Source organism: Mesorhizobium sp. WSM4849, from assembly GCF_055811385.1.
Window position 1 is genome coordinate 208,885 of record NZ_JBVVPW010000006.1, and the last position, 22,195, is coordinate 231,079.

Genomic DNA, 22,195 nt, shown 5'->3' on the forward strand with positions numbered 1-22,195 from the left:
CGGTTTTGAGGCGTGTCGTCACAGCGACCGTTCCTCCAGTAGGCCGTGGGTGGTATAGAAATCCCGCAAGCTGGCCAGCCCAGGATGCGCCAGCGCCCGCCGGAGATAATCGCGAATGCGCGGCAGGTGTTTCAGATAATAGGGCTTGCCGTCGCGCTTTTCGAGCCGGACGAAAATGCCGAGAATCTTCGAATTGCGCTGCGCCGCCATGATCGCATAGGTCTCGACGAATTCGTCTTCGTTAAAGGCGCCAGCCTTATGGCGCGCGGCGATATAGGCGTCGAGCGTTCGCCGCTCAATCTCAGGCGAAAGCGTGACGCGCGCATCCATGGCCAGCGAGGCGAGATCGTAGGCGGACGGGCCGATCAGCGCGTCCTGGACATCGACGATGCCGAGGCGATCGTGACCGGTACGCTCGCCGCGCCAGATGATGTTGGGCGAATGAAAGTCGCGCAGCGTGAGCGTGTATTCGCGCCCCTCCAACCGGTCGAGAACCGCATTCCATTCCTTTGTATAGCCGGCGCGCAATGCATCGCTTGCCGGGGCGCCTGATATCGCCGGCACATACCAGTCGAGCAGCAATTCGGCTTCGATCATCATGGCGTCGCGGTCGAAAGGCGGCACGTCGTGAAACACACCGGGCGCGGCCTCGATGCGATCGGGCCATGCCTTGCCGTGCATCATGGCAAGCAGTTCGGCAGCCGCCGCGTAGCGCTCCGCCGCCGGCTGACCGTGCTGGCCGAGAAATCCCTCCGAGCCAAGATGCTCCAGCAGAAGAAAGCCCTGGTCCAGATCCTGCGCGTGGATTTCCGGGGCGCTGACGCCACCGGCCCGCAATGCCCGATCGACGGCGACGAAGGCCGCGACCGATTGCGCGGTGCGGGCGATCACCGCATAGGGCTTGCCGTCGCGGACCGGCGGCCCGAGCACTAGCCGCGGCGAGTTCATCAGCACGCGCGGCGGCAGGCCGGCCAGCGAGACGATCTCATAGGAGCGGGCCGAGGCGTCGCCGATAAAATAGCGTCTTTGCGCTTCACCCCAGCCAGCTCTTTCGAGAAACTCGCGCATGGCCAGCGATCGTGCCGCTCGCTCGACGGCAGCGCCTTGTCCCGACAATCTCGCCAGGCGTCCGTCGTCCTGATGGACCAGTTCGATCAGAACCGAAGTCTTTGGCAAATAGGCCTCTGCCCGTTCCGGCCATTCGACCAGGGCAGCGCCTTGCGCCAGCGCCTCGTCGAAACCCAGTTCGTCCAGTTCGGACGCCGAGGACAGGCGATAGAGGTCGAAATGATGGACGGGAACACGCGCCTCATAGCTCTGGACGAGCGTGAAGGTCGGGCTCGGCACGTCGAGACCGGCATCGTCGGTCATTGCCCTGATCAGCGCCCGCGCCAAACTCGACTTGCCGGCGCCGAGATCGCCTTTGAGCGCCAGCACGTCGCCGGGGCGCAGCGACATGGCCAAATCCTCGCCCAGCCTTGCGGTCGCAGCCTCGTCGGCGAGAAAACGCTCCAGCACCACGCCTGTCATCGAGCGCGCTACTCGGCCGCCGCGCGGATGCCGGACGGCGTATCCGGAAAGGCACAAATGACGGTGGTGCCCTTGTCCTTGCCGGTCTCAATGCGGACGCTGCCGCCATGCAGCTCGACAAAGCTCTTGACGATCGACAGACCGAGGCCGGCGCCGCGCCGGCGGCCGCCATTGGTGCGCGGTTCGAAACGCCGGAACACCGAATCGAGCAGGTCGGGCGGCATGCCGGGACCATCGTCGTGAACGGAGAATTCCACGCCTTCGGCAAGCGAGCGACAGGCGAGCGTGATGGTGCTCGCCTCCGGAGCGTAGTTCGCGGCATTGCTCAGCAGATTGTAGAGGATCTGGCGGATGCGGATTTCATCGCCGTGGAACGTCTTTGGCGCGGTGGCCGCGTCGATCTTGAGCCTGATCGAATGCTCTTCCAGCCGGTCGGCAACAAGTTCGGCGGCGGCGGCGATGGTCCGGTCGACGTGAACTTCGGAGATGTCGAGCTCCATGATCCCGGCATCCACGGTTGCCAGGTCGAGGATGTCATTGACGATGGTGAGCAGGACCGCGGAAGACGAGCCGACATGCTCGACATATTCGCGCTGCTTCTGGCTCAATGGCCCGGTCGACGGCAGCGAAAGAAGCTCGGTGAAGCCAATGATGTTGGTCAGCGGCGAGCGCAATTCGTAGGAGACGTGCTGCACGAACTCGTTCTTGAGCTGGTCGGATTTTTCCAGCGCCTCGTTCTTGTCCTTCAGCGCACGCTCGACATTGACGCTGTCGGTGACGTCGACGAAGGTCATCATCACCTGCCCGTTTGGCAGCGGGATCATCGCGTAGCGCAGCACGGTGCCGTTGTTCAGCTCGGTCTGGCCGTGGCGGTCGCGGCGCTCGTCGTCGAAACCGGTGATGGCGGCAACGAACCCGCGCCAGGGGCTGTCGGCGGCGCGCCGGTCGCACAGATCGCGGATCGTGGAGACGTGAATGTTGGGCTTGGCGGCGTCAGCGTCCAGCCCCCAAAGTGCTGCGAATGCCGGGTTCGACAATCTGAGCCTGCCGTCCGGGCCGAACACGGCCACGCCTTCGGCAAGATTGTCGAGCGTCTCGCCCTGAACCCGCACCGCGGTCTGATAGCGGCTTTCAAGGTCCATCTTCTCGGTCAGGTTCTCGAATACCCAGGTCACGCCGCCCTTGGGTTGCGGATTGGCGACGACGCGGATGGTCTTGCCGTCCGGCAGATGCCACCAATGTTCCTGCGACTCGACCGCGCGATAGGCGCCAAGCAGGCTTTCCTTCCAGCGCCGCCATTCGGGTTGCTCGGCGATCTTGCCTTCGCTGCGCAGCCGATCGAGCAACAAGGCGTTGTCGGGAGCGCTGTGCAGGAAGCCGCTGTCGAGACCCCATAGTTTCTGGAACGCCTGGTTGAAAAACCGCAGCTTTTCGTCGGTATCGAAAATCGCCACGGCGGTGTTGAGCTGATCGAGCGTGTCGGCGTGGCTCCGCACGGTCCGCTCATATTCGTTACGGATGGTTTCGATGGCGCTGGTGTCGCAGGCAAGACCCGCCGAGCCGTCGGCGCCGGCGAAGTCGGTCACGGCGAACATGCGGCGGTCGCCTTCGATCACGGTGGAAAGCGCCTGCTCGAAGACGGGATGCGACTTGTGCTGCGCAGCGATTGCTTCGCGCGCCTGGCCACCCAGGAATTCCTTCGCGTCGCGAACTGCAGCTTCGGCGTTTTCCGCCTCGACCGCCTTGGCATAGGCGCGGTTGACCCATTTCAGCCGCCCGTTCGCCGTGCGCAGCCATGCTGGCATGCTGAGTGCGTTGAGAAGGCCGAGCATGGTGTCATAGTCGGCGGCGAGACGCTGGTTCTCGATTTTCAGCCTGGCCTCGCTTCGCTGCGTTTCTGAAAGCGAGACGAAGCGGACGACCACGTGTGCTGCGCTCTTGCGCCCGTGCACTTCGAGCGGCGCACCGGCCTGCGATTCGATGACGAGATCGAACGGCTTCGCCTTTTCCCGCAGCCCCGCCACGGCATTTTCGAGCGCCGCCGCCGAGCGCGGCATCAGCCAACGGCCGAAGGCGAGGAAGGCGGCACGGTCTTCCGGAGCGCCGCTTTCAACGGGCAATGTCCCGACGAGCTCAGGCTTTTTGTTTTCCGAGGCCCATACGACGACACGCTGGCCGCGCAGGTTGAGCAGCGCCTCGGAGCGCTGCAGCGCAGCGTTGACGTCGGCCAGGCGGGCTCTGAGTTCGACATTCTGCGCCGAGGTGCGCGCCCGTTCGCGGATCAGGAAAATGGCCGAGACAAGTGCGGCACCCATGACGCCGACAAACATCGCGAGTTGCATGACCTCGACCGTGCTGACCGACAGCCCGGCTTTGGACGCAGCAGCGGGTCCAGCATGTGCCGAAAGGCCAAGCAGCGGACCGACGAGCGCGGAAGAAGCAAGCAATTTTCCGACGCGGCTGCCAGCGCGCCATAAGAGGCTTCCGCCTCTGGCAGCGGAACCCGTGGTCACCGAATCGTTGTGGCCGCCGGAAACGGCCTGTCCCGCGCAAGGCGGGTAATCCCCCGGCATGTCCTGGTCCTCTTCGCCGCCTGAATGCAAGACCGCCCTGATGCGGGCGTCGGCCCTCGTCCCCGAACCCGCGAATCAGCACCATAGCGCTTGCGCGAATCGGCGTGAAGAATCAATCGACGCAAAAATAAAGCCGGGCGAAAAGTCAATCGCCCGGCCTCAATATCTAGTGGTAATTTCAACTGTGGTTAATAGCGGTAGTGTTCCGGCTTGAACGGTCCCTGCGGGGTCACGCCGATATAGGCGGCCTGTTCGCCGGACAGTTCGGTGAGCCGGGCGCCGAGCTTGTCGAGATGCAGGCGCGCGACCTTTTCATCGAGATGCTTCGGCAGGACATAGACCTGGTTCTGATACTGGCCGGGCTTGGTGTACAGCTCGATCTGGGCCAGCACCTGGTTGGTGAAGGACGCCGACATGACGAAGCTCGGGTGGCCGGTGGCGTTGCCGAGATTGAGCAGGCGACCTTCGGATAAAAGGATCATCCGCTTGCCGTCCGGGAAGGTGATCATGTCGACCTGCGGCTTGATGTTGGTCCACTTCAGGTTGCGCAGCGACGCCACCTGGATCTCGTTGTCGAAGTGGCCGATATTGCCGACGATCACCATGTCCTTCATCGCCCGCATGTGGTCGATGGTGACGACATCCTTGTTGCCGGTGGTGGTGATGATGATGTCGGCGGTCGGGGCGGCATCTTCGAGCGTGACGACTTCAAAGCCGTCCATCGCCGCTTGCAATGCGCAGATCGGATCGACCTCGGTGACCTTGACGCGGGCGCCTGCGCCCTTGAGCGATGCCGAAGAGCCTTTGCCGACGTCGCCATAGCCACAGACGACCGCAACCTTGCCGGCCATCATCGTGTCGGTGCCGCGGCGAATGCCGTCGACCAGCGATTCCTTGCAGCCATATTTGTTGTCGAATTTCGACTTGGTCACGCTATCGTTGACGTTGATGGCCGGGAACGGCAGCAGGCCCTTCTTCTGCAACTGATAGAGCCGGTTGACGCCGGTGGTGGTCTCTTCGGTGACGCCGCGGATCGCTTCCTTCTGCTTGGTGAAGAAACCGGGCGATGCCGCCATCCGCTTCTTGATCTGGGCAAACAGGATTTCTTCCTCCTCGCTGCCCGGATTGGAGAGCACATCCTCGCCGGCTTCGGCACGCGCGCCGATCAGGATGTACATGGTGGCGTCGCCGCCATCGTCGAGGATCATGTTGGAGGTGCCGCCATCGGCCCACTGGAAGATCTTGTCGGTGTAGACCCAGTAGTCCTCGAGCGTCTCGCCCTTGACGGCGAAGACCGGAATGCCGGCCTCGGCGATGGCCGCGGCCGCATGGTCCTGGGTCGAGAAGATGTTGCAGGAGGCCCAGCGGATATCGGCGCCGAGCGCCTTCAGCGTTTCGATCAGCACCGCCGTCTGGATGGTCATGTGCAGCGAACCGGTGATGCGCGCGCCCTTGAGCGGCTGCGCCTTGCCGAATTCTTCGCGGCAGGCCATCAGGCCCGGCATTTCGGTCTCAGCGATCTCGATCTCCTTGCGGCCCCAGCCGGCAAGCGAGATGTCGGCGACCACATAGTCATTGCTACCCGTCATGGCAGTGCTCCGATCAAGAATTGTCTTCTGGATGCGCCCGCGCCGGAAGGCGTGTCGAAGGGCGCGAGTTGCCGGCCTGACTAGCAGATCGTCGGTCGGACGACAATGGGATATAAAGAAATCTTTATCCGTGCATGTCTTCGGAGGCGCACCGGGCGAAACCGGAATCGATTTTCGGAAGCATGATGCGCGAAGGACGCGCGGTGCTCTGGGCGTCAGGACTCCTCGCCGAAGCGGGAGGCGACCAGTTGCTCCAGTGCGTCGATCACCTGCTCAGCCTCCGGGCCGCTGGCGGTAACGCGGATCGTATAGCCGGGGCTCGCCGCCAGCATCATGAGGCCCATGATCGAGGTGCCGCCAACCGTGACGCCGTCCTTCTCGACCTGGACGGAGGCGTCGAAGCCGCTGGCGACCTGAACGAACTTCGCCGAGGCGCGGGCATGCAGGCCACGCTGGTTGACGATTGGAAATTCCCGGACGATGTCACCCTTCTTGGCCGACAGCGCGTTCATTTGCTGCTCAGCAGCTGGCTGGCGACATTGATGTATTTGCGGCCGGCCGCCTGCGCCTCGTCCAGCGCTACGCTCATATTGTCGCCCTTGCGAATGCTGGACAGCTTGATCAGCATCGGCAGGTTCATGCCGGCAATGACTTCGGTACGACCGGATTCCATCACCGAAATGGCGAGATTGGAGGGCGTGCCGCCGAACATATCGGTCAAAACGATGACGCCTGCCCCGGTGTCGACACGGGCAACGGCATCGACGATGTCGCTGCGGCGCTGCTCCATATCGTCATCAGCGCCGATCGCCACGGTCTCGAAACTGTCTTGTGGCCCGACGACATGTTCCACGGCATGGCGGAATTCGGCGGCCAGTTGACCGTGCGTTACAAGCACGAGTCCGATCATTCTTTGGTGGCTCCCGTCATCGCCGCTTCATAGGCGTTTCATGCTCGCCGGCCATGCAGGCGGCGGGAGCGCTATCTTGTCGACGCGAGGCGCGTTGACAAGCCCAAAATTGCACCGGCGCAGGCCATTTTGACGCATTGCAGCAAAAATTTGAAATTGGATTATACGAAAGGCGCAATCAACAGCCGCGCCATCACGGCCGGCAAGGCCGCCGGAACATTGCGTTCGGCAAGATCTATGCGCGGCACCGGACAGCCCGCAATGGGCTCGCTGACATCTTCCTGGAAGCGGGCCACCTCGCTTGCCGGCACCAGCCGGACGCGAAGGTCGATCACGCCGCCGGGCTCGAATGACAATGGCCGCGGACCGAATCCGGGCACCTCGGCGAGGCCGGCGATGGGGCTGGGCACCCGGCAGACCAGCCGCCCCGCGTGATCGGCGGCGAGGAGCCTGTCGTCACCGATCAGCCGCGAAAACAATCCATGCCGGCGACAATGATCGACGAGGGCGAGAGCCAGCGTCGTCTTACCCGAGCCGGACGGTCCCGTGATAAGGACACCACGCTCGCCGATCAGGATCGCCGTGCCGTGAATGTTCTCAGCCTGCACAGTCGGATCAGGCATGATCTTGTCCGAAACCCGGTCCCCACTTTTCGCTGCCGCGGACCCTTTTTTCGGGATCATGCTTTTTGGTTTACGCATGATCTTGTTCCGAAAACCGGTACCCACTTTTTGGATCATGCGTCAGCCTTCGGCCGGCAGTGTCACGACGAAGCGCGCGCCCTTGATCTCGCCGGGTTTGGTGCCCGGGATGTTCTCGGCGGTCAGCGTGCCGCCATGGGCTTCGACGATCTGCCTGCTGATCGACAGGCCGAGGCCTGAATTCTGGCCGAACGCCTCGCTGGCCGGCCGGTCGGTGTAGAAGCGTTCGAAGATGCGGTCGATGTTGTCGGCCCTTATACCGGGACCATTGTCGTCGACGGTGATGATGTTGACCTTGCCGGCGCGCGCCAGAGATATGGCAATGTGGCCGCGCTCTTCAGGAACGAAGGAGCGGGCATTCTCGATCAGATTGGTGATGACCTGGCCGATCCTCAGATCATGACCGGCGACGAAGTAGCCTTTGACGCCCTGCGGCAGCTTGGCGACCTTGAATTCGATCTCGACCGTCTTCTTGTTGCGCGTCGCCGTGCGCGAAACGTCGACCAGATCCGTGATGAATTTCTTGAGATCCACGGTTCCTGCGTCTTCCCGCGCGAGCTCGGCGTCAAGACGGGAGGCGTCGGAAATGTCGGTGATGAGACGGTCCAGCCGCCTGACGTCGTGCTGGATGATCTCCATCAGCCGGCCGCGCGACGTGTCGTTCTTGGCCAGCGGCAGGGTCTCCACCGCGCTGCGCAGCGAGGTCAGCGGGTTCTTCAATTCGTGCGAGACATCAGCCGCGAAACTTTCGATCGCCTCGATGCGGGCGTAGAGCGCATTGGTCATGTCGCGCACGGCGATCGACAGATTGCCGATCTCGTCCTGCCGGTCGGAGAAGTCCGGGATTTCCTCGCGATTCTTGACGCCGCGCCGCACCCTGACCGCCGCCGCCGACAGCCGGCGCAGCGGGTTGGCGATGGTCGAGGCGAGCAGCATCGACAGGATGGCGGTAACAAGGGCGGCGATGCCGAAGACGCGCAGGATCGCCTTGCGCTCGGCCGCGACGATCTTGTCGATGTCGCCGCCTTCCGTCGACAGCATCAGCACGCCGAGGACGGCGCGGAAGCGCTGGATCGGCACGGCGACCGAAACAATCTGCTCGCCCTGTTCGGAGATCCGCACGATGGTCGACGGGCTGCCGGTAAGCGCCTTGACCACCTCCGGAAATGCAGCGCCATTGCCGCCCGGCTGTTCATGGTAGACCGGCAGCGCGGTGTTGCGGAAGAAGTCGAAGACGAATTTCTGGATACGTTCCAGAAGGTCGGGCTCTTCCTTGTCGGTCGGCGGCAGATCGTAGCGAAGGATCTGGCCGCGCGAATAGAGATGGCGGGAATCGAGCAGCAGATTGGCGTCGCGGTCATAGATGCGGGCGCGCGTCCGTGTCGGCGAAATCAACCGCCTGAGCACCGGCGCGACGCGCTCCGGATTGATCGGAAAATCCAGATTGTCGAGCTGATCGGAGCCGGGGCCCAGGCTTTCGCCGGCCTGCAGTTCCAGCAGCTTTTCCGGATCGATGCTGATCGAATCGGTCTCGACCGTCGCCGATGCCGCGATCGCGCCGGCGATGATCTCGCCCTGGGTCATCAGGCTTTCGACGCGGGCATCGATCAGCCCGTCGCGAAACGTGTTGAGGTAGAGAATGCCGGTGACCAGGACGGCCAGGCCGGCGAGGTTGAGGAAGAGAATGCGTCGCGTCAGGCTGGAAAAGATGTGGTGGCCGAGGAAGCGGCGCATCGGCACCGTGATTCTCGACAGGAATGCCGGCAGAATCCGCGACGGGCGCCGGGCGCCCGTCCGTCTCACTCGCTCTACGTCCACTGCCATCGAATAGCAGCCCCCGCTCAGTTTTTAGTTTTGAGCATGTCGTTGTCCCAAAACCGGGACCACTTTTGGGCGACATGCATTAAGTTTTGAGCATGTCGTTGTCCCAAAACCGGGACCACTTTTGGGCGACATGCATCAATTCATGCTTCGCGGAACCGATATCCGACTCCGTAAAGGGTTTCGATCATCTCGAAGTCATCATCGACGGCCTTGAACTTCTTGCGAAGCCGCTTGATGTGACTGTCAATGGTGCGGTCATCGACATAGACCTGCTCATCATAGGCCGAATCCATCAGCGCATCACGGCTTTTTACCACACCGGGGCGCTGGGCCAGAGAATGCAGGATCAGGAATTCGGTGACGGTAAGCGTCACCGGCTCGCCTTTCCAGGTGCAGGTGTGACGCTCCTGGTCCATGACAAGCTGGCCGCGCTCGAGCGAACGGGCCTGCTGGTTGGGCGTCTTGGCCGATGCCTCGCGGGCGCTGGCACGGCGCAGCACGGCGCGAACCCGCTCGACCAGAAGACGCTGCGAGAAGGGTTTACGGATGAAGTCGTCGGCGCCCATCTTGAGGCCGAAAAGCTCATCGATCTCGTCATCCTTGGACGTCAGGAAGATCACCGGCAGGTCGGATTTCTGGCGCATCCGGCGCAGAAGCTCCATGCCGTCCATGCGCGGCATCTTGATGTCGAGGATGGCGAGGTTCGGCGGGCGCGCCGCCAGGCCTTCCAGCGCCGACGCCCCATCCGTGTAGGTTTCGACGCGATACCCCTCCGATTCGAGGGCGATCGACACCGAAGTCAGAATGTTGCGGTCGTCGTCGACAAGCGCGATTGTTGCCATTTCAAGTGGCTCCCTCATGAGCTGTCCCTTCTTTGGTCGAGAAGGGGCTTTTGCAGGACAAATTAGGTACAAAATGTGGCACAGGCTTCGTCCGCTGTCACGAGCGGCATGCCGGCGGCCACGATTTCACCTCAACGTGGATTGGACTGTTAAAGACCGCCAATCCTTTGGGCAACCGCCTGATTTTTTGCACATATAAACGATTTAAACAACTTTCAAAATATTTAAATCGATTAATTATTTGATATCATTTGGCTTTTCTGGTTCTCACCGTTACAGTCTCCTTGGTGGGGCTCCGGAAATTCGCCGGCCAGGATGCTGCAAATCGAAGAAGGAACCCCTCATGTCGGAAGCCGGCAAACGCAATCCCGCATGGGCGATCGATCGGATCGGCCTAAAGACCACGGGCGCGGTGCGCTATAATTTCGGGGAGGCCGTCCTTTACGAGGAAGCGGTCCGCCGCGGCGAGGCCCGGCTCACGGCGCATGGCGCGCTGGTCGCCGAGACCGGGCAGCACACCGGCCGCTCGCCCAAGGACAAATTCGTCGTGCGCGACGAGACCACCGGGCCGCATGTATGGTGGGACAACAACAAGGCGATTTCGCCAGCCCAGTTCGACACGCTGCTCGCCGATTTTCGCGCCCATGCGGCGGACAAGGATCTTTACGTGCAGGATCTGGTCGGCGGCGCCGACGAGGACTTGAAGCTGACGACCAGGGTCGTCACGGAGCTTGCCTGGCACTCCTTGTTCATCCGCAATCTGCTCATTCGCCCGGAAGCCGCCGAGCTCGAGCATTTCGTGCCTGACATGACGATCATCGACCTGCCGTCGTTCCGCGCCGATCCTGTCCGCCACGGCACCCGCACCGAAACGGTGATCGCCGTCGATCTCTCTCGCATGATCGTGCTGATCGGCGGCACCTCCTATGCCGGCGAAATGAAGAAGTCGGTGTTCACCGTACTCAACTATCTGTTGCCGGCGAAGGGCGTGATGCCGATGCATTGCTCGGCCAATGAAGGCACCGGCGGAGATGCGGCGATCTTCTTCGGCCTCTCGGGAACCGGCAAGACGACGCTGTCGGCCGATCCGTCGCGCACGCTGGTCGGCGACGACGAGCACGGCTGGGGTCCGCATGGCATCTTCAATTTCGAAGGCGGCTGCTATGCCAAGACGATAAAGCTTTCGGCCGAAGCCGAGCCGGAGATCTTCGCCACCACCCAACGCTTCGGCACGGTGCTGGAGAACGTGGTGCTCGATGCGGGCCGCGTGCCGGATTTCGACGACGGCAGTCTCACTGAAAACACGCGCTGCGCCTATCCGCTCAATTTCATCCCCAACGCCAGCAAGACAGGCCGCGCCGGTCACCCGAAAAACATTATCATGCTGACCGCCGACGCATTCGGCGTGATGCCGCCGATCGCCCGGCTGACTCCGGCGCAGGCGATGTATCATTTCCTCTCCGGCTATACCGCCAAGGTGGCTGGGACAGAAAAGGGCGTCACCGAACCCGAAGCGACGTTTTCGACCTGTTTCGGCGCACCGTTCATGCCGCGCCATCCGTCGGAATACGGCAATCTGCTGCGCGAGCTGATCGCCCATCACGGTGTCGATTGCTGGCTGGTCAACACCGGCTGGACCGGCGGCGCCTATGGCACCGGCAAGCGGATGCCGATCAAGGCGACGCGGGCGCTGCTTGCCGCGGCGCTCGACGGCTCGCTGAAAGGGGCCGATTTCCGCACCGACGCTAATTTTGGTTTCGATGTGCCGGTGGCGGTTGCGGGCGTCGACCGCGCCATTCTCGATCCGAGATCGACCTGGGCCGATACCTCAGCCTATGACCTGCAGGCGGCGAGGCTGGTCGGCATGTTTGCCATCAATTTCGAAAAATTCGAAGCTCATGTCGACGCCATCGTGCTCGGCGCCGCCCCACGCATGCGCGAAGCCGCGGAATAATCGCCGGCTGGATATCTGCATCTCAAGGCCCGACCCCGGGGAACGGCCTTTTCTTTTTTCGTCCGCCGCGCCATGACTGCAGCATGAGCGCCGACGACAAGATCATCATCGCCGACGATGCGGTGATCCATCCGGATGACCTGCACGAGGACTTCATCCGCTCGTCCGGCCCTGGCGGCCAGAACGTCAACAAGGTGGCGACAGCGGTGCAATTGCGCTTCGATGCGGCGAATGCGCCGGGCCTGTCGGAGCGCGTCCGCGCGCGAACCATAAAGCTGGCTGGCCAGCGCGCCACCAAGGACGGCGTCATCGTCATCGAGGCCGGAAGCTTCCGCACGCAAGAGCAGAACCGGGCGGACGCCCGGGCGCGGCTTGCGGAACTGGTCGCCAAGGCCGCCGAACCGCCGCCACCGCCGCGCAAAAAGACGAGGCCGTCGAAAGGCGCGGTCGAAAGGCGGCTGAAGACCAAGGCTGGACGCGGCACAATCAAGAAGCTGCGCGGTCGGGTGGACGACGATTAGAGCGACGCGCGTCACAAGTGCGCTCTGACATTTTTGTAACTACCCATCGTGCGAGCGATTCCGGTTTTCGCACCGATCGGTAGGCGCGACATCAATTGCCCGGCTTCCAATTCAAGGTTGTAGGTGGCAAGTTCGGTATCGCCACAGCAAGGAGACCGCAGATGGGCATGTTTGATTTCGTCAAGGGCGTCGGCAAGAAGCTCGGCTTCGGCGACGATGAGCCGGAGCCGACCGCCGATACGCTGAAGAAAGAACTCGATTCGCACGCGCTCGGCACCGACAATGTGGAAGTCGACGTCAAAGGCGATACGGCTGTCCTGAAAGGCGTGGTCAAGGATCAGTCAATCTTCGAAAAGGCCGTCATCGCCGTCGGCAACACGCTCGGCGTGTCCAAGGTGCAGGCGGACGAATTGCAGGTCGCCGCACCCGAGGCCGGCACCCCCGCTGCCCCGGCCAAGGAACCGACCTTCTATACGGTCAAGAAAGGCGACAACCTCTGGAAGATCGCCGAAAAGAGCTACGGCAAGGGCAAGGGTGCGAAGAACACGATCATTTTCGAGGCCAACAAGCCGATACTGACCCACCCGGACAAGATCTATCCGGGGCAGGTCCTGCGTATCCCGGATCTCGATCAGGCCTGACCAGATCGGGCCAGATCGGCAACAGCAATCGACAATGGCGGCTTTCGGGTCGCCGTTTTCATTTGACAGTGGCATTCTGGTTCTTCCAGACCAACGGATCAAGCGACCATGCTCGTCCTGCCCAAAGGCGTCCGCCACATGCCCGGCTATCTGTCCCGCGCGGTGCAGGAAGCGCTGGTCGAGGACGTGAGGCAGGTCGTGCAGGAAGCGCCGCTGTTCGTGCCGGCGATGCCGCGCACCGGCAAGGAGATGAGCGTGCGCATGACCAATTGCGGCTCGCTCGGCTGGGTCACCGACAAGGAGCTCGGCTATCGCTACCAGCCGAAGCACCCGGTGACCGGAACGCCCTGGCCGCCGATCCCCGACATACTGCTGCAGCTGTGGCGGGACGTGTCAGCATATCCGCATCCGCCGGAGGCCTGCCTGGTCAATTTCTATTCGCCGGACGCGAAGATGGGCCTTCATCAAGACCGCGACGAGATCGATTTCTCCGCGCCGGTCGTTTCCGTTTCCCTGGGCGACGATTGCCTGTTCAGGGTCGGCCAGAGCACGCGCGAAGGCGGCACCAAATCGTTCAGGCTGAAAAGCGGCGACGTCGTCGTGCTTGGTGGCGAAGGCCGCCTCTGTTTTCACGGCGTCGACCGCATTTATCCGTCGACCTCGGCGTTGCTTAGGAATGGCGGGCGGATCAATCTGACGCTGCGGCGGGTGACCTATCCCGGCTAGAGCCGTATCGCCGTCTATCTCTTTGTTTAAGCACCGGATTTTTGCAAAACCGGCACCCGCTCTGGGTCACGGTCCAGGCCTGACGCTGCCGGAAAAGATCCAGCGTTCGAGAACGACAAAGTTGACCACTGGAATGAGAATGCAAGTGAGCAGTATCGGAGCTGCGACCGGCAGGCCGAACTGCCCGACGAGGAGCAGCGGAAGAAGATAGGCGATGGCAAGGCCGAATCCGGTCAGCACGGCGAAACGCGGCGCTTCGAATTGATGCGAGCCGGCCGACATGAACGTGAAGAACTTGTGGCCGAGATAGGAGAATATTGCCGCGACCGCATAGGCGGCGACGGAGGCTGTGGCCGGCGGCAGGTATGTTGACCCGGCACTGGCGAAGAGGCTGGCACAAAGCGCGTAGAGCACTGTGGCCGCAAGCCCCACCGAGGCGAATTTGAGAAGCCGGCGCGGAGCAAGTGTTCCGCGCCAGGCGGAAATGTCGGGCCGGCGCAATGCAGGCATATTGATCACCGGCTGCTCCCGACAAATGCTCTGGAATTGGCAATCGAACGATAGCGGGCACTGCCTAAAGCGCCGTTAACCGCTTCGTTACAGCTTCCTGAGCGCCACTTCCTCGACCAGATGATTGGCGCCCTTGCGCAGGATGAGATCGGCGCGGGCTCGCGTCGGCAGGATGTTCTCGCGCAAATTCTTCAGATTGATGTTGGTCCACAGGCCCTCGGCGATGGCGCGGGCCGCTGCCTGCGAAAGTTGCGAATAGCGGTGGAAGAAGGAGTCCGGATTGCGGAAGGCGGTCTCGCGCAGCCGCATGAAGCGGGCGATGTACCATTGATGGATCAGCTCCTCTTCGGCATCGATATAGATGGCGAAGTCGAAGAAATCCGACAGGAAAGGCACGATCTTGCCGTCCTTCGGCAGCTTGCCCGGCTGCAGCACGTTGATGCCTTCGAAGATCAATATATCCGGCCGGTCGATAGTCTGGAACTCGCCGGGAACGACGTCGTAGGTCAGGTGCGAATAAACAGGCGCGCGGACATTGCGCTGCGCCGATTTGATGCCCGACAGGAAACGCAGCAATGCGCCGACATCGTAGCTGTCGGGAAAGCCCTTGCGCTCCATCAGATTGTTGCGGCGCAGGATTTCGTTGGGAAGCAGGAAGCCGTCAGTGGTGATCAGATCGACCTTGGGGCTCGACGGCCAGCGCGCCAGCAATTCCTTGAGCACGCGAGCCGTGGTCGATTTGCCGACCGCGACAGAGCCGGCAATGCCGATGATGAAGGGCGTTTTGACGACATCCATCGCGTTGAAGAAGGCCTGGCGCTGCCTGAACAGAAGCTGGCTCGCCTCGACATGGGCCGACAAAAGCCGCGACAGCGAAAGATAGATGCGCTTGACCTCTTCGAGGTCGACCGGGTCGTTGAGCGAACGCAGGCGACGGACCTCGTCCTCGCCGAGCGTCATCGGCGTGTCGGCGCGGAACTGCGACCATTGCTCCGCTGAGAAAAAACGAAAGGGCGAATATTTCTCGGTGGGGGCGAGCTGGTCCATCGAGTTTCCTACCCTCCGCAGCGATCAGCCCCGGTCCTGCCGAGACGCCTTTTCGGCGATGCCCGAACGACCGGTGCGGCGTTCGAGTTCGGTCAGGACATCGGCAAGCGGAATGCCGGCGACGCCCAGAACGACAAGCCAATGATAGATGAGATCGGCGCTTTCCGAAACGAGAGCCTGTCTGTCACCGCCAACGGCCGCGATCACCGTTTCGACCGCCTCTTCGCCGAGCTTCTGCGCCGCCTTGTCGATGCCGCGCGCGAACAGCTTTGCCGTCCACGAATCCGGATCGCCGGAATGCGCGCGTTCCCTGATGATTGTCTCCAGCTCGGAGAGCGAAAACTCAACCATAGCGCCATCTATCTGCTTGTTTAAGCATGATCTTTCCCGACAACCGGCTCCCACTTTGCTTTAGAGCCGATCACCTAGGGTGTCCAGCCGCATCGGCAGGCCGGCGCGGGCCATATGCGCCTTGGCTTCGGCAATGCTGTAGGTGCCGAAATGGAAGATCGATGCCGCCAGCACCGCGCCGGCATGGCCGTCGCGAATGCCCTCGACCATGTGATCGAGCGTGCCGACGCCGCCGGAGGCGATGACCGGCGCACGCACGGCGTCGGCTACCGCGCGGGTGAGCGCGATGTCGTAGCCGGCCTTGGTGCCATCGCGATCCATCGACGTCAGCAGGATCTCGCCGGCGCCGCGATCGACCATCTGCTGAGCGAATTCGACCGCGTCGATGCCGGTCTTCTCGCGGCCGCCATGGGTGAAAATCTCCCAGCGGGCGGCCTCGCCTTCGGCCGACACTTTCTTGGCGTCGATGGCGACGACGATGCACTGATTGCCGAACTTATCGGCCGCCTCGGCGACGAAATCGGGATTCTTCACCGCCGCCGTGTTGATCGACACCTTGTCGGCGCCGGCCAAAAGCAGCTTTCTTATGTCGGCGACCTGTCGTACGCCGCCGCCGACGGTCAGCGGCATAAAACATTGTTCGGCGGTGCGGGCGACGATGTCGAAGATGGTTTCGCGATTTTCGGACGAGGCGGTGATGTCGAGGAAGCAGAGCTCGTCAGCGCCGGCGGCGTCATAGGCCTTGGCCGCCTCGACCGGATCGCCGGCATCGACCAGGTCGACGAAGTTGACGCCCTTGACGACGCGGCCGTTCTTGACGTCGAGACAGGGGATGACACGGGCTTTCAGCATCAGATCCTCCCAAGCGCGGCAAGAAAATCGCCAAGCAATTGCCCGACGACAGGCGGAACCTCGCCCTTGGCGTCAAAGGCAGGATCGTAGGCAGACAGGGTGACGCCGACTATCGGGATCGACTTGGCCAGCCCGCAAAAGAGTTGCCGCAGTTCCTCCGGATTTGGACCTCCCGGCCGTGCATAGCGGTTCACCTGCAGCACATCCGGATCGTGAACGTCCAGATCCAGATGCAAATGGACTTGGGCCGCGCCGGCCGCCTTGAGCCTTCCGACATTGCCGAGTGCATCGGTCCATTGGGCGCGAATAATCGGCAACGTCTCTAGAAGCCGCCTTTCATCGGGATCGAGGTCGCGCGCATCGACCAGCATGCACCGCGACGGGTCGATCGCCTGGAAGCCGGGAATCGCTGACGTCATCGGGCGCCAGCAGAGCCCCAGCGTCGTCGCCAGCGCCATGCCGTCGAGAAAGCCGTAGGCGGACGTCTCGGGCGTGTTGAGATCGCCATGCTGATCGATCCAGATGATCGAATCCGCGGTATCGCCAGCCACCGCACCGGCGGCGGTCAGGCAATTTCCGGCGAGCACGATGGGAAAACGCTCATCGTCGCGCGCCATGTCGACCTTGGTGGCGACTGCCCGACAGACCGCGAAACCTGTCGCGATTTCGCGCTTCTGGGCATCGCCGACCTCGCCGATGTCCTCGACGATGACATCATGGCCGCGCAAGGCAAGTTCATCGACAAGCCCGCCGGCAATGATGGCGTCAGGGCCCTGGCCAAAGCCGGCGTGGTAAAGGCCGCTGTCATAAGGTGCGAGGATAATCGAGAGTTTCATCGCGCCCTCGCCTTCTCCGATCCTGCCGCCAGGATGGCCAGTGCCTCGGCCGGATCGATACGCCCGTCATATAGCGCGCGGCCGGAGATGGCGCCTTCGAGTTTTTGCGCATCGGGCATGGTCATGCGCACGATGTCGGCGATCGAGGCGAGCCCCCCGGAGGCTATGACCGGGATCGAAACCGCTTCGGCGAGATCGATGGTGGCATCCCAGTTTATGCCGGTCAGCACACCGTCGCGGTCGATGTCGGTGTAGATGATGGCGGCGACGCCGGCGCCCTCGAACTTCCTCGCCAGTTCGATGACGCCGAGGCTCGAGGCCTCGGCCCAGCCCTCGACCGCTACCTTGCCGCCCTTGGCGTCGATGCCGACGGCGATCCTGCCCGGGAACGCCTTGCAGGCCTGCCTGACCAGATCCGGATCGCGCACCGCCACCGTGCCGAGAATGATGCGGGCCAGCCCGCGATCGAGCCAGTCCTCGACCTGCGCCAGGGTGCGGATGCCGCCGCCGAGCTGCACCGGGGTTTTTGTCGCTTTGAGGATGGCGCCGACCGCCGCGCTGTTGACGCTCTGGCCCTTGAAGGCGCCGTTGAGGTCGACGACATGCAGCCATTCAAAGCCCTGTTGCTCGAAAGCCCTGGCCTGGGCGGCCGGGTCGTCATTGTAAATCGTCGCGGTCGCCATATCGCCGTGCTTCAGGCGCACGCACTTGCCGTCCTTGAGGTCGATGGCCGGGAACAGGATCACCGTTCAGGCGCCTTCAACAATGACGAAGTGACCGGTCGAGGCGGCAAGCCTGTACTTCAATGCCTCCCGGTATTCAGGCGACTCGTAGCATTCTATCGCCCTGTCGTAGGACTCGAACTCCACCAGGACGTGGCGGTTGCCTGTCGCCCCTTCCGGGTTCGCGTAACGCCCCGCACGCACGGGAAACTTCGCACCATATTTCGCAAACGCCGCCGCGTTCGCCTCGATATATTGCTTGTAGCCCTCGGGATCGCGGACATCGATCATCGCCATCCAGTAGCCTTTCTTGCTCATTATCCTAGGGCCTCCAGCGCAGGAAATTGGTGATCAGCGCCAGGCCAAGCGCCTGGCTCTTTTCGGGATGGAACTGCGTGCCGGCGAGATTGTCGCTGCTAACAGCGGCCGTCACCGGACCACCGTAATCGGCAATCGCCAGCACGTCCTCCGGCTTCTGCGCGTAGAGATGATAGGAATGGACGAAATAGGCGTGCAATCCCTTGGCGCCGGTCGGAATGCCGGAAAACAGCGGGTGCTTGCGCGTGAGCTCGATCGTGTTCCAGCCGATCTGCGGTATCTTTAGCGCCGAATCGGCCGGGGTGATCTCCTTGACGTCGCCGGCGACCCAGCCAAAACCTTCTGTAACAGTCTTTTCCAGGCCCCGCTCCGACATCAGCTGCATGCCGACGCAGATGCCGAGGAACGGCCGCCCCTTGACGGTCGCGACCTCCTCGACCGCTTCCCACATGCCGGCCACAGCGCGCAGCCCGGCCGCGCAATCGGCATAGGCGCCGACGCCGGGCAGGACGACGCGGTCGGCGGTCCTAACACGCTCGGCGTCGGCGGTCAGGTCGATCGCGGCGGCTATACCGGCTTCATGCGCGGCGCGCTCGAAGGCTTTGGTGGCCGAGCGCAGGTTGCCCGAGCCGTAGTCGATGATCGCGACCCGCATATCAGGGTCTTCCCGGAGCGTGGTTCAGCCCCAGCGCGATGCCCATCTGCGCTGGCCGGGCATGGGCTGGATCCGGGATGATGCGTTGCGCGGGCGCTTGCTCATCCGAATGCGTTTCGGTTTCCAGCACATAGCGCGTATCGGCATCGTCGATCCTGTCGGCCGCGACGACGCCCCATTCATGCCAACCACGACGGCGCAACGCGGCAATCCGCAAGGCCTGACCTTCCAGACCGACATAGAGCGATACGAGCAGCGACAGCAGCGGGCCGGCGAGCCCAAGGTTCAATCCTTCGGCAAGCATCGAAAGGAGAGCCATGGCGACAAACGCCAGTGCTGCCTCGATCCACAACCGGTGCCAGAGCAGCCACAGCGGCGGCACGAGGAAGCCGAGCCAGGAAAACCCATCACGGACAAAGGCCGTTGTGTCAGGCTTTTCGCCGCGGCCCGGCGGTTCCATCACGACGTAGATCGCCATCGCCTATCCCTTCAGAGATCCCTTGGTGGAAGGAACCGCGTCCGGCTGGCGCGGGTCGCTTTCAAGCGCGATGCGCAGCGCACGCGCCACCGCCTTGAAGCAGGTCTCGGCGATGTGGTGATTGTTGGCGCCGTAGTGGTTGGTGACATGCAGCGTGATGCCGGCATTCTGCGCCAGGGCCTGGAAGAATTCGCGCACCAGTTCGGTGTCGAACGTGCCGATCTTCGGTGACGAGAACGCAACGTTCCAGACAAGGAAAGGACGGCCGGAGACGTCGATCGCCGCGCGCGTCAGCGTCTCGTCCATGGCGAGATCGACCGAGGCATAGCGCATGATGCCGCGCCGCTCGCCCAGCGCCTTGGCAAGCGCCTGGCCGAGCGCGATGCCGGTGTCCTCGACCGTGTGGTGGTCGTCTATGTGCAGATCGCCCTTGGCCTTGACCGTCATGTCGATCAGCGAATGGCGCGACAACTGGTCCAGCATGTGATCGAAGAAGCCGACGCCCGTCGAAATGTCGGATTTTCCCGAGCCGTCGACCTGGACCGACACGGAGATGTCGGTTTCCCCAGTCTTGCGGCTGGCGTTGGCGGAACGGGGCGGCATGACCTCATCCTTGTCCAGAGTTCAGGCGTTCCAAGCGTCCACATGCTTGAAAACGAGAGCCTTCTAGCAGCATGATCCGGCGATTGCCAGTTGCCATGCCAAGGGATATCGAGCCTGGCGGATGGCCGGTTGGCAATCATCGGACCTATGCATACATATGGTCGATCAAGTCACTCGTAACGCGCCAATCGCCTTTTCGGGACCGGTGCTGATCGGAGCAGAATATGTCGAATGAACTGACCATGCACGCCACGACGATCTTGACCGTGCGCAGGGGCGGCAAGGTGGTGATCGCCGGTGATGGCCAGGTCAGCCTTGGCCAGACGATCATGAAAGGCAACGCCAAGAAGGTGCGCCGCATTGGCAAAAGCGGCAATGTCATTGCCGGTTTCGCCGGCGCCACCGCTGATGCCTTCACGCTTCTGGAGCGGCTCGAGGCTAAGCTCGAACAATATCCGGAGCAATTGACGCGGGCCTGCGTCGAACTCGCCAAGGACTGGCGCACGGACCGCTATCTGCGCCGGCTGGAAGCGATGATGCTGGTTGCCGACAAGTCGGTCTCACTGGCGCTGACCGGCACCGGCGACGTGCTCGAACCCGAACATGGCGTGATGGCGATCGGTTCGGGCGGCAACTACGCGCTGGCCGCGGCGCGCGCGCTGATGGACTCCGACAAGGATGCCGAAGAAATCGCCCGCAAGGCGATGCAGATCGCATCCGACATTTGCGTCTACACCAACAACAACTTTGTCATCGAAACCCTCGATGCCGGCTGAGCCGGTCGCTGGCCATGATCCCGAAAAGTGGAAACCGGTTTTTGCTTCGCTGACCTTCGGTTCGGAGAAGATCATGGCCAAACAAGAAAATAGATATGACTTTCGGCCGGTGACGGAGGCGGACCTGCCAATGATCGCGGCATGGCTGGCCGAGCCGCATGTCGCGGAGTGGTGGGACGATCCCGAGACGGAGATCGCCCAGATCCGCGAACACATCGACAGCATTTCCGTTGAGCCGCTGATCATCGAGCTCGACGGCGAGCCGATCGGTTACATGCAGAGCTACGACCCGCATCTGGAGGACGGCCATCCCTACAGCGACCAGCCGTTCGGTACGCTCGGCATCGATCTGTCGATCGGCAGGCCTGAGCTTATCGGACGCGGCCACGGCTCGGCGATTGTCCGGCAGTTCGTGGAACAGCTGTTCGCGGAAGGGGTGCCGCGTGTCATCATCGACCCGGATCCATCCAACGGACGAGCGATCCGTGCCTATGAAAAGGCCGGTTTCAGAGCTATCGATCGAAGGCAATCGGAATATGGCGACGCCGTACTGATGGCAATCGATGCCGAAGAGGGCGATGTAAAAGAGGGTGACGCCGAATAGGGCGACGCCGAAGAGGGGCAGTAACAACATGAGCACAACCGGCGCCGACAAGACCGTCTCGGCCTATGAAGACAGTTGGCGGATGGGGCTTCTGCTCGTCCTCGGCCTGATCATATTCCAGGCCGGAGCCCTTTACGGCATGGGCCGAACGCCGATCTGCACATGCGGCTATGTCAAGCTGTGGCACGGCATCGTGCAGAGTTCGGAGAATTCCCAGCATATTTCCGACTGGTACACATTCTCGCACCTCATCCACGGCTTCCTGTTCTATGCGCTGGCCTGGTTTCTGTTCCCGCGCTCGCCGATCGGGCTCAGGCTGGCATTTGCGGTCGTCATAGAGGGCGGCTGGGAACTTCTCGAGAACAGCCCTTTGATCATCGAGCGCTACCGCGCCGGCACGATCTCGCTCGACTATTACGGCGACAGCATCATCAATTCGGTGGCGGACACGCTGGCGATGGTGCTGGGATTTGTGATGGCGCGCAGGCTTCCTATATGGGTGATCGTGACCCTGTCCGTCATCTTCGAATTCGGTGTTGGCTACATCATCCGGGACAATCTGACACTCAACGTGATCATGCTGCTGCATCCGTTCGAGTCCATCCGGCAGTGGCAAAGTGGAATTTAGGAAT

The 22,195-nt window shown here is 62.4% G+C and carries 25 protein-coding genes; 7 read left to right on the forward strand and 18 right to left on the reverse strand.

The features are described from left to right. Positions 1-18: 18 nt before the first annotated feature. From tsaE to AC0L3L_RS08810, 8 genes are all read right to left on the reverse strand, one after another. The gene (tsaE, locus tag AC0L3L_RS08775) at positions 19-1,530 is read right to left on the reverse strand and encodes a tRNA (adenosine(37)-N6)-threonylcarbamoyltransferase complex ATPase subunit type 1 TsaE (protein ID WP_473527113.1); all 1,512 of its coding nucleotides are present in this window, start codon (positions 1,528-1,530) and stop codon (positions 19-21) included. Positions 1,531-1,538: 8 nt separating this feature from the next. Further along, positions 1,539-4,103, reverse strand: a complete 2,565-nt coding sequence (locus AC0L3L_RS08780; protein WP_473637270.1) for a sensor histidine kinase — start codon at positions 4,101-4,103, stop codon at positions 1,539-1,541. 188 nt (positions 4,104-4,291) lie between these two features. Beyond that, the gene (gene ahcY, locus AC0L3L_RS08785) at positions 4,292-5,692 is read right to left on the reverse strand and encodes an adenosylhomocysteinase (RefSeq protein ID WP_123146246.1); all 1,401 of its coding nucleotides are present in this window, start codon (positions 5,690-5,692) and stop codon (positions 4,292-4,294) included. Positions 5,693-5,907: 215 nt separating this feature from the next. Continuing rightward, positions 5,908-6,204 carry an HPr family phosphocarrier protein gene (locus tag AC0L3L_RS08790; RefSeq protein WP_473637271.1) on the reverse strand — a complete coding sequence of 99 codons (297 nt, stop codon included), beginning with the start codon at positions 6,202-6,204 and terminating at the stop codon, positions 5,908-5,910. Next, complete coding sequence (locus AC0L3L_RS08795) at positions 6,201-6,602, reverse strand: PTS sugar transporter subunit IIA (RefSeq protein ID WP_473484455.1); 402 nt, start codon at positions 6,600-6,602, stop codon at positions 6,201-6,203. The genes AC0L3L_RS08790 and AC0L3L_RS08795 overlap by 4 nt, the downstream gene beginning before the upstream one ends. Positions 6,603-6,763: 161 nt before the next feature. After that, complete coding sequence (locus tag AC0L3L_RS08800) at positions 6,764-7,225, reverse strand: HPr kinase/phosphorylase (RefSeq protein ID WP_473637272.1); 462 nt, start codon at positions 7,223-7,225, stop codon at positions 6,764-6,766. Positions 7,226-7,345: 120 nt separating this feature from the next. Beyond that, on the reverse strand, positions 7,346-9,127 hold the full coding sequence (locus AC0L3L_RS08805; RefSeq protein ID WP_473637273.1) for a stimulus-sensing domain-containing protein: 1,782 nt from the start codon (positions 9,125-9,127) through the stop codon (positions 7,346-7,348). 140 nt (positions 9,128-9,267) lie between these two features. Further along, positions 9,268-9,969, reverse strand: a complete 702-nt coding sequence (locus AC0L3L_RS08810; RefSeq protein ID WP_023796909.1) for a response regulator transcription factor — start codon at positions 9,967-9,969, stop codon at positions 9,268-9,270. Positions 9,970-10,312: 343 nt separating this feature from the next. Here AC0L3L_RS08810 and AC0L3L_RS08815 point away from each other — a divergent pair, with 343 nt between their 5' ends. The 4 genes from AC0L3L_RS08815 (at position 10,313) to AC0L3L_RS08830 (ending at position 13,811) form a co-directional block, all read left to right on the forward strand. Beyond that, on the forward strand, positions 10,313-11,923 hold the full coding sequence (locus AC0L3L_RS08815) for a phosphoenolpyruvate carboxykinase (RefSeq protein ID WP_473637274.1): 1,611 nt from the start codon (positions 10,313-10,315) through the stop codon (positions 11,921-11,923). Positions 11,924-12,006: 83 nt separating this feature from the next. After that, positions 12,007-12,444 (forward strand): alternative ribosome rescue aminoacyl-tRNA hydrolase ArfB, encoded by a 438-nt coding sequence (arfB, locus tag AC0L3L_RS08820; protein WP_473527109.1) that lies wholly within the window; start codon positions 12,007-12,009, stop codon positions 12,442-12,444. Between the two features lie 161 nt (positions 12,445-12,605). Next, positions 12,606-13,085, forward strand: coding sequence for a peptidoglycan-binding protein LysM (gene lysM, locus AC0L3L_RS08825; RefSeq protein WP_473484463.1), 480 nt, complete (start codon positions 12,606-12,608; stop codon positions 13,083-13,085). A 108-nt stretch (positions 13,086-13,193) separates the two neighbouring features. Next, positions 13,194-13,811, forward strand: a complete 618-nt coding sequence (locus tag AC0L3L_RS08830) for an alpha-ketoglutarate-dependent dioxygenase AlkB (protein ID WP_473484465.1) — start codon at positions 13,194-13,196, stop codon at positions 13,809-13,811. Between the two features lie 66 nt (positions 13,812-13,877). Here the strand turns inward: AC0L3L_RS08830 and AC0L3L_RS08835 are convergent, their stop codons facing one another. The 10 genes from AC0L3L_RS08835 to hisB all read right to left on the reverse strand — a co-directional run bounded on the left by AC0L3L_RS08835 (position 13,878) and on the right by hisB (position 20,183). Further along, positions 13,878-14,321 (reverse strand): GtrA family protein, encoded by a 444-nt coding sequence (locus tag AC0L3L_RS08835; protein ID WP_473637317.1) that lies wholly within the window; start codon positions 14,319-14,321, stop codon positions 13,878-13,880. A gap of 87 nt (positions 14,322-14,408) precedes the next feature. Further along, on the reverse strand, positions 14,409-15,368 hold the full coding sequence (coaA, locus tag AC0L3L_RS08840; RefSeq protein ID WP_258120878.1) for a type I pantothenate kinase: 960 nt from the start codon (positions 15,366-15,368) through the stop codon (positions 14,409-14,411). A 24-nt stretch (positions 15,369-15,392) separates the two neighbouring features. Continuing rightward, complete coding sequence (locus AC0L3L_RS08845) at positions 15,393-15,719, reverse strand: phosphoribosyl-ATP diphosphatase (RefSeq protein ID WP_473484467.1); 327 nt, start codon at positions 15,717-15,719, stop codon at positions 15,393-15,395. A 60-nt stretch (positions 15,720-15,779) separates the two neighbouring features. Further along, positions 15,780-16,574 carry an imidazole glycerol phosphate synthase subunit HisF gene (hisF, locus tag AC0L3L_RS08850; protein ID WP_473637318.1) on the reverse strand — a complete coding sequence of 265 codons (795 nt, stop codon included), beginning with the start codon at positions 16,572-16,574 and terminating at the stop codon, positions 15,780-15,782. Beyond that, positions 16,571-17,407: an arginase family protein gene (locus tag AC0L3L_RS08855; RefSeq protein ID WP_473637275.1), complete on the reverse strand. Its 837-nt coding sequence runs from the start codon at positions 17,405-17,407 to the stop codon at positions 16,571-16,573. Before AC0L3L_RS08855 ends, hisF begins: the two co-directional genes overlap by 4 nt. Beyond that, positions 17,404-18,153: a 1-(5-phosphoribosyl)-5-[(5-phosphoribosylamino)methylideneamino]imidazole-4-carboxamide isomerase gene (gene hisA / locus AC0L3L_RS08860; protein ID WP_473527105.1), complete on the reverse strand. Its 750-nt coding sequence runs from the start codon at positions 18,151-18,153 to the stop codon at positions 17,404-17,406. Before hisA ends, AC0L3L_RS08855 begins: the two co-directional genes overlap by 4 nt. A 3-nt stretch (positions 18,154-18,156) precedes the next feature. After that, entirely contained in the window at positions 18,157-18,447 is a 291-nt protein-coding gene (locus AC0L3L_RS08865; RefSeq protein ID WP_473484473.1) for a DUF1330 domain-containing protein, read from the reverse strand. A 4-nt stretch (positions 18,448-18,451) separates the two neighbouring features. Further along, positions 18,452-19,102, reverse strand: a complete 651-nt coding sequence (gene hisH / locus AC0L3L_RS08870) for an imidazole glycerol phosphate synthase subunit HisH (RefSeq protein ID WP_473637276.1) — start codon at positions 19,100-19,102, stop codon at positions 18,452-18,454. A 1-nt stretch (position 19,103) separates the two neighbouring features. Beyond that, entirely contained in the window at positions 19,104-19,580 is a 477-nt protein-coding gene (locus AC0L3L_RS08875; protein ID WP_473637277.1) for a DUF2628 domain-containing protein, read from the reverse strand. A gap of 3 nt (positions 19,581-19,583) precedes the next feature. Next, on the reverse strand, positions 19,584-20,183 hold the full coding sequence (gene hisB, locus AC0L3L_RS08880; protein WP_292210932.1) for an imidazoleglycerol-phosphate dehydratase HisB: 600 nt from the start codon (positions 20,181-20,183) through the stop codon (positions 19,584-19,586). Positions 20,184-20,407: 224 nt separating this feature from the next. Here hisB and hslV point away from each other — a divergent pair, with 224 nt between their 5' ends. The 3 genes from hslV to AC0L3L_RS08895 all read left to right on the forward strand — a co-directional run bounded on the left by hslV (position 20,408) and on the right by AC0L3L_RS08895 (position 22,191). Next, positions 20,408-20,959 carry an ATP-dependent protease subunit HslV gene (gene hslV, locus AC0L3L_RS08885; RefSeq protein WP_192357920.1) on the forward strand — a complete coding sequence of 184 codons (552 nt, stop codon included), beginning with the start codon at positions 20,408-20,410 and terminating at the stop codon, positions 20,957-20,959. A gap of 73 nt (positions 20,960-21,032) precedes the next feature. Beyond that, positions 21,033-21,563 carry a GNAT family N-acetyltransferase gene (locus AC0L3L_RS08890; protein ID WP_473484479.1) on the forward strand — a complete coding sequence of 177 codons (531 nt, stop codon included), beginning with the start codon at positions 21,033-21,035 and terminating at the stop codon, positions 21,561-21,563. A 28-nt stretch (positions 21,564-21,591) separates the two neighbouring features. Further along, complete coding sequence (locus AC0L3L_RS08895; protein ID WP_473484481.1) at positions 21,592-22,191, forward strand: DUF2585 domain-containing protein; 600 nt, start codon at positions 21,592-21,594, stop codon at positions 22,189-22,191. Positions 22,192-22,195 lie beyond the last annotated feature (4 nt).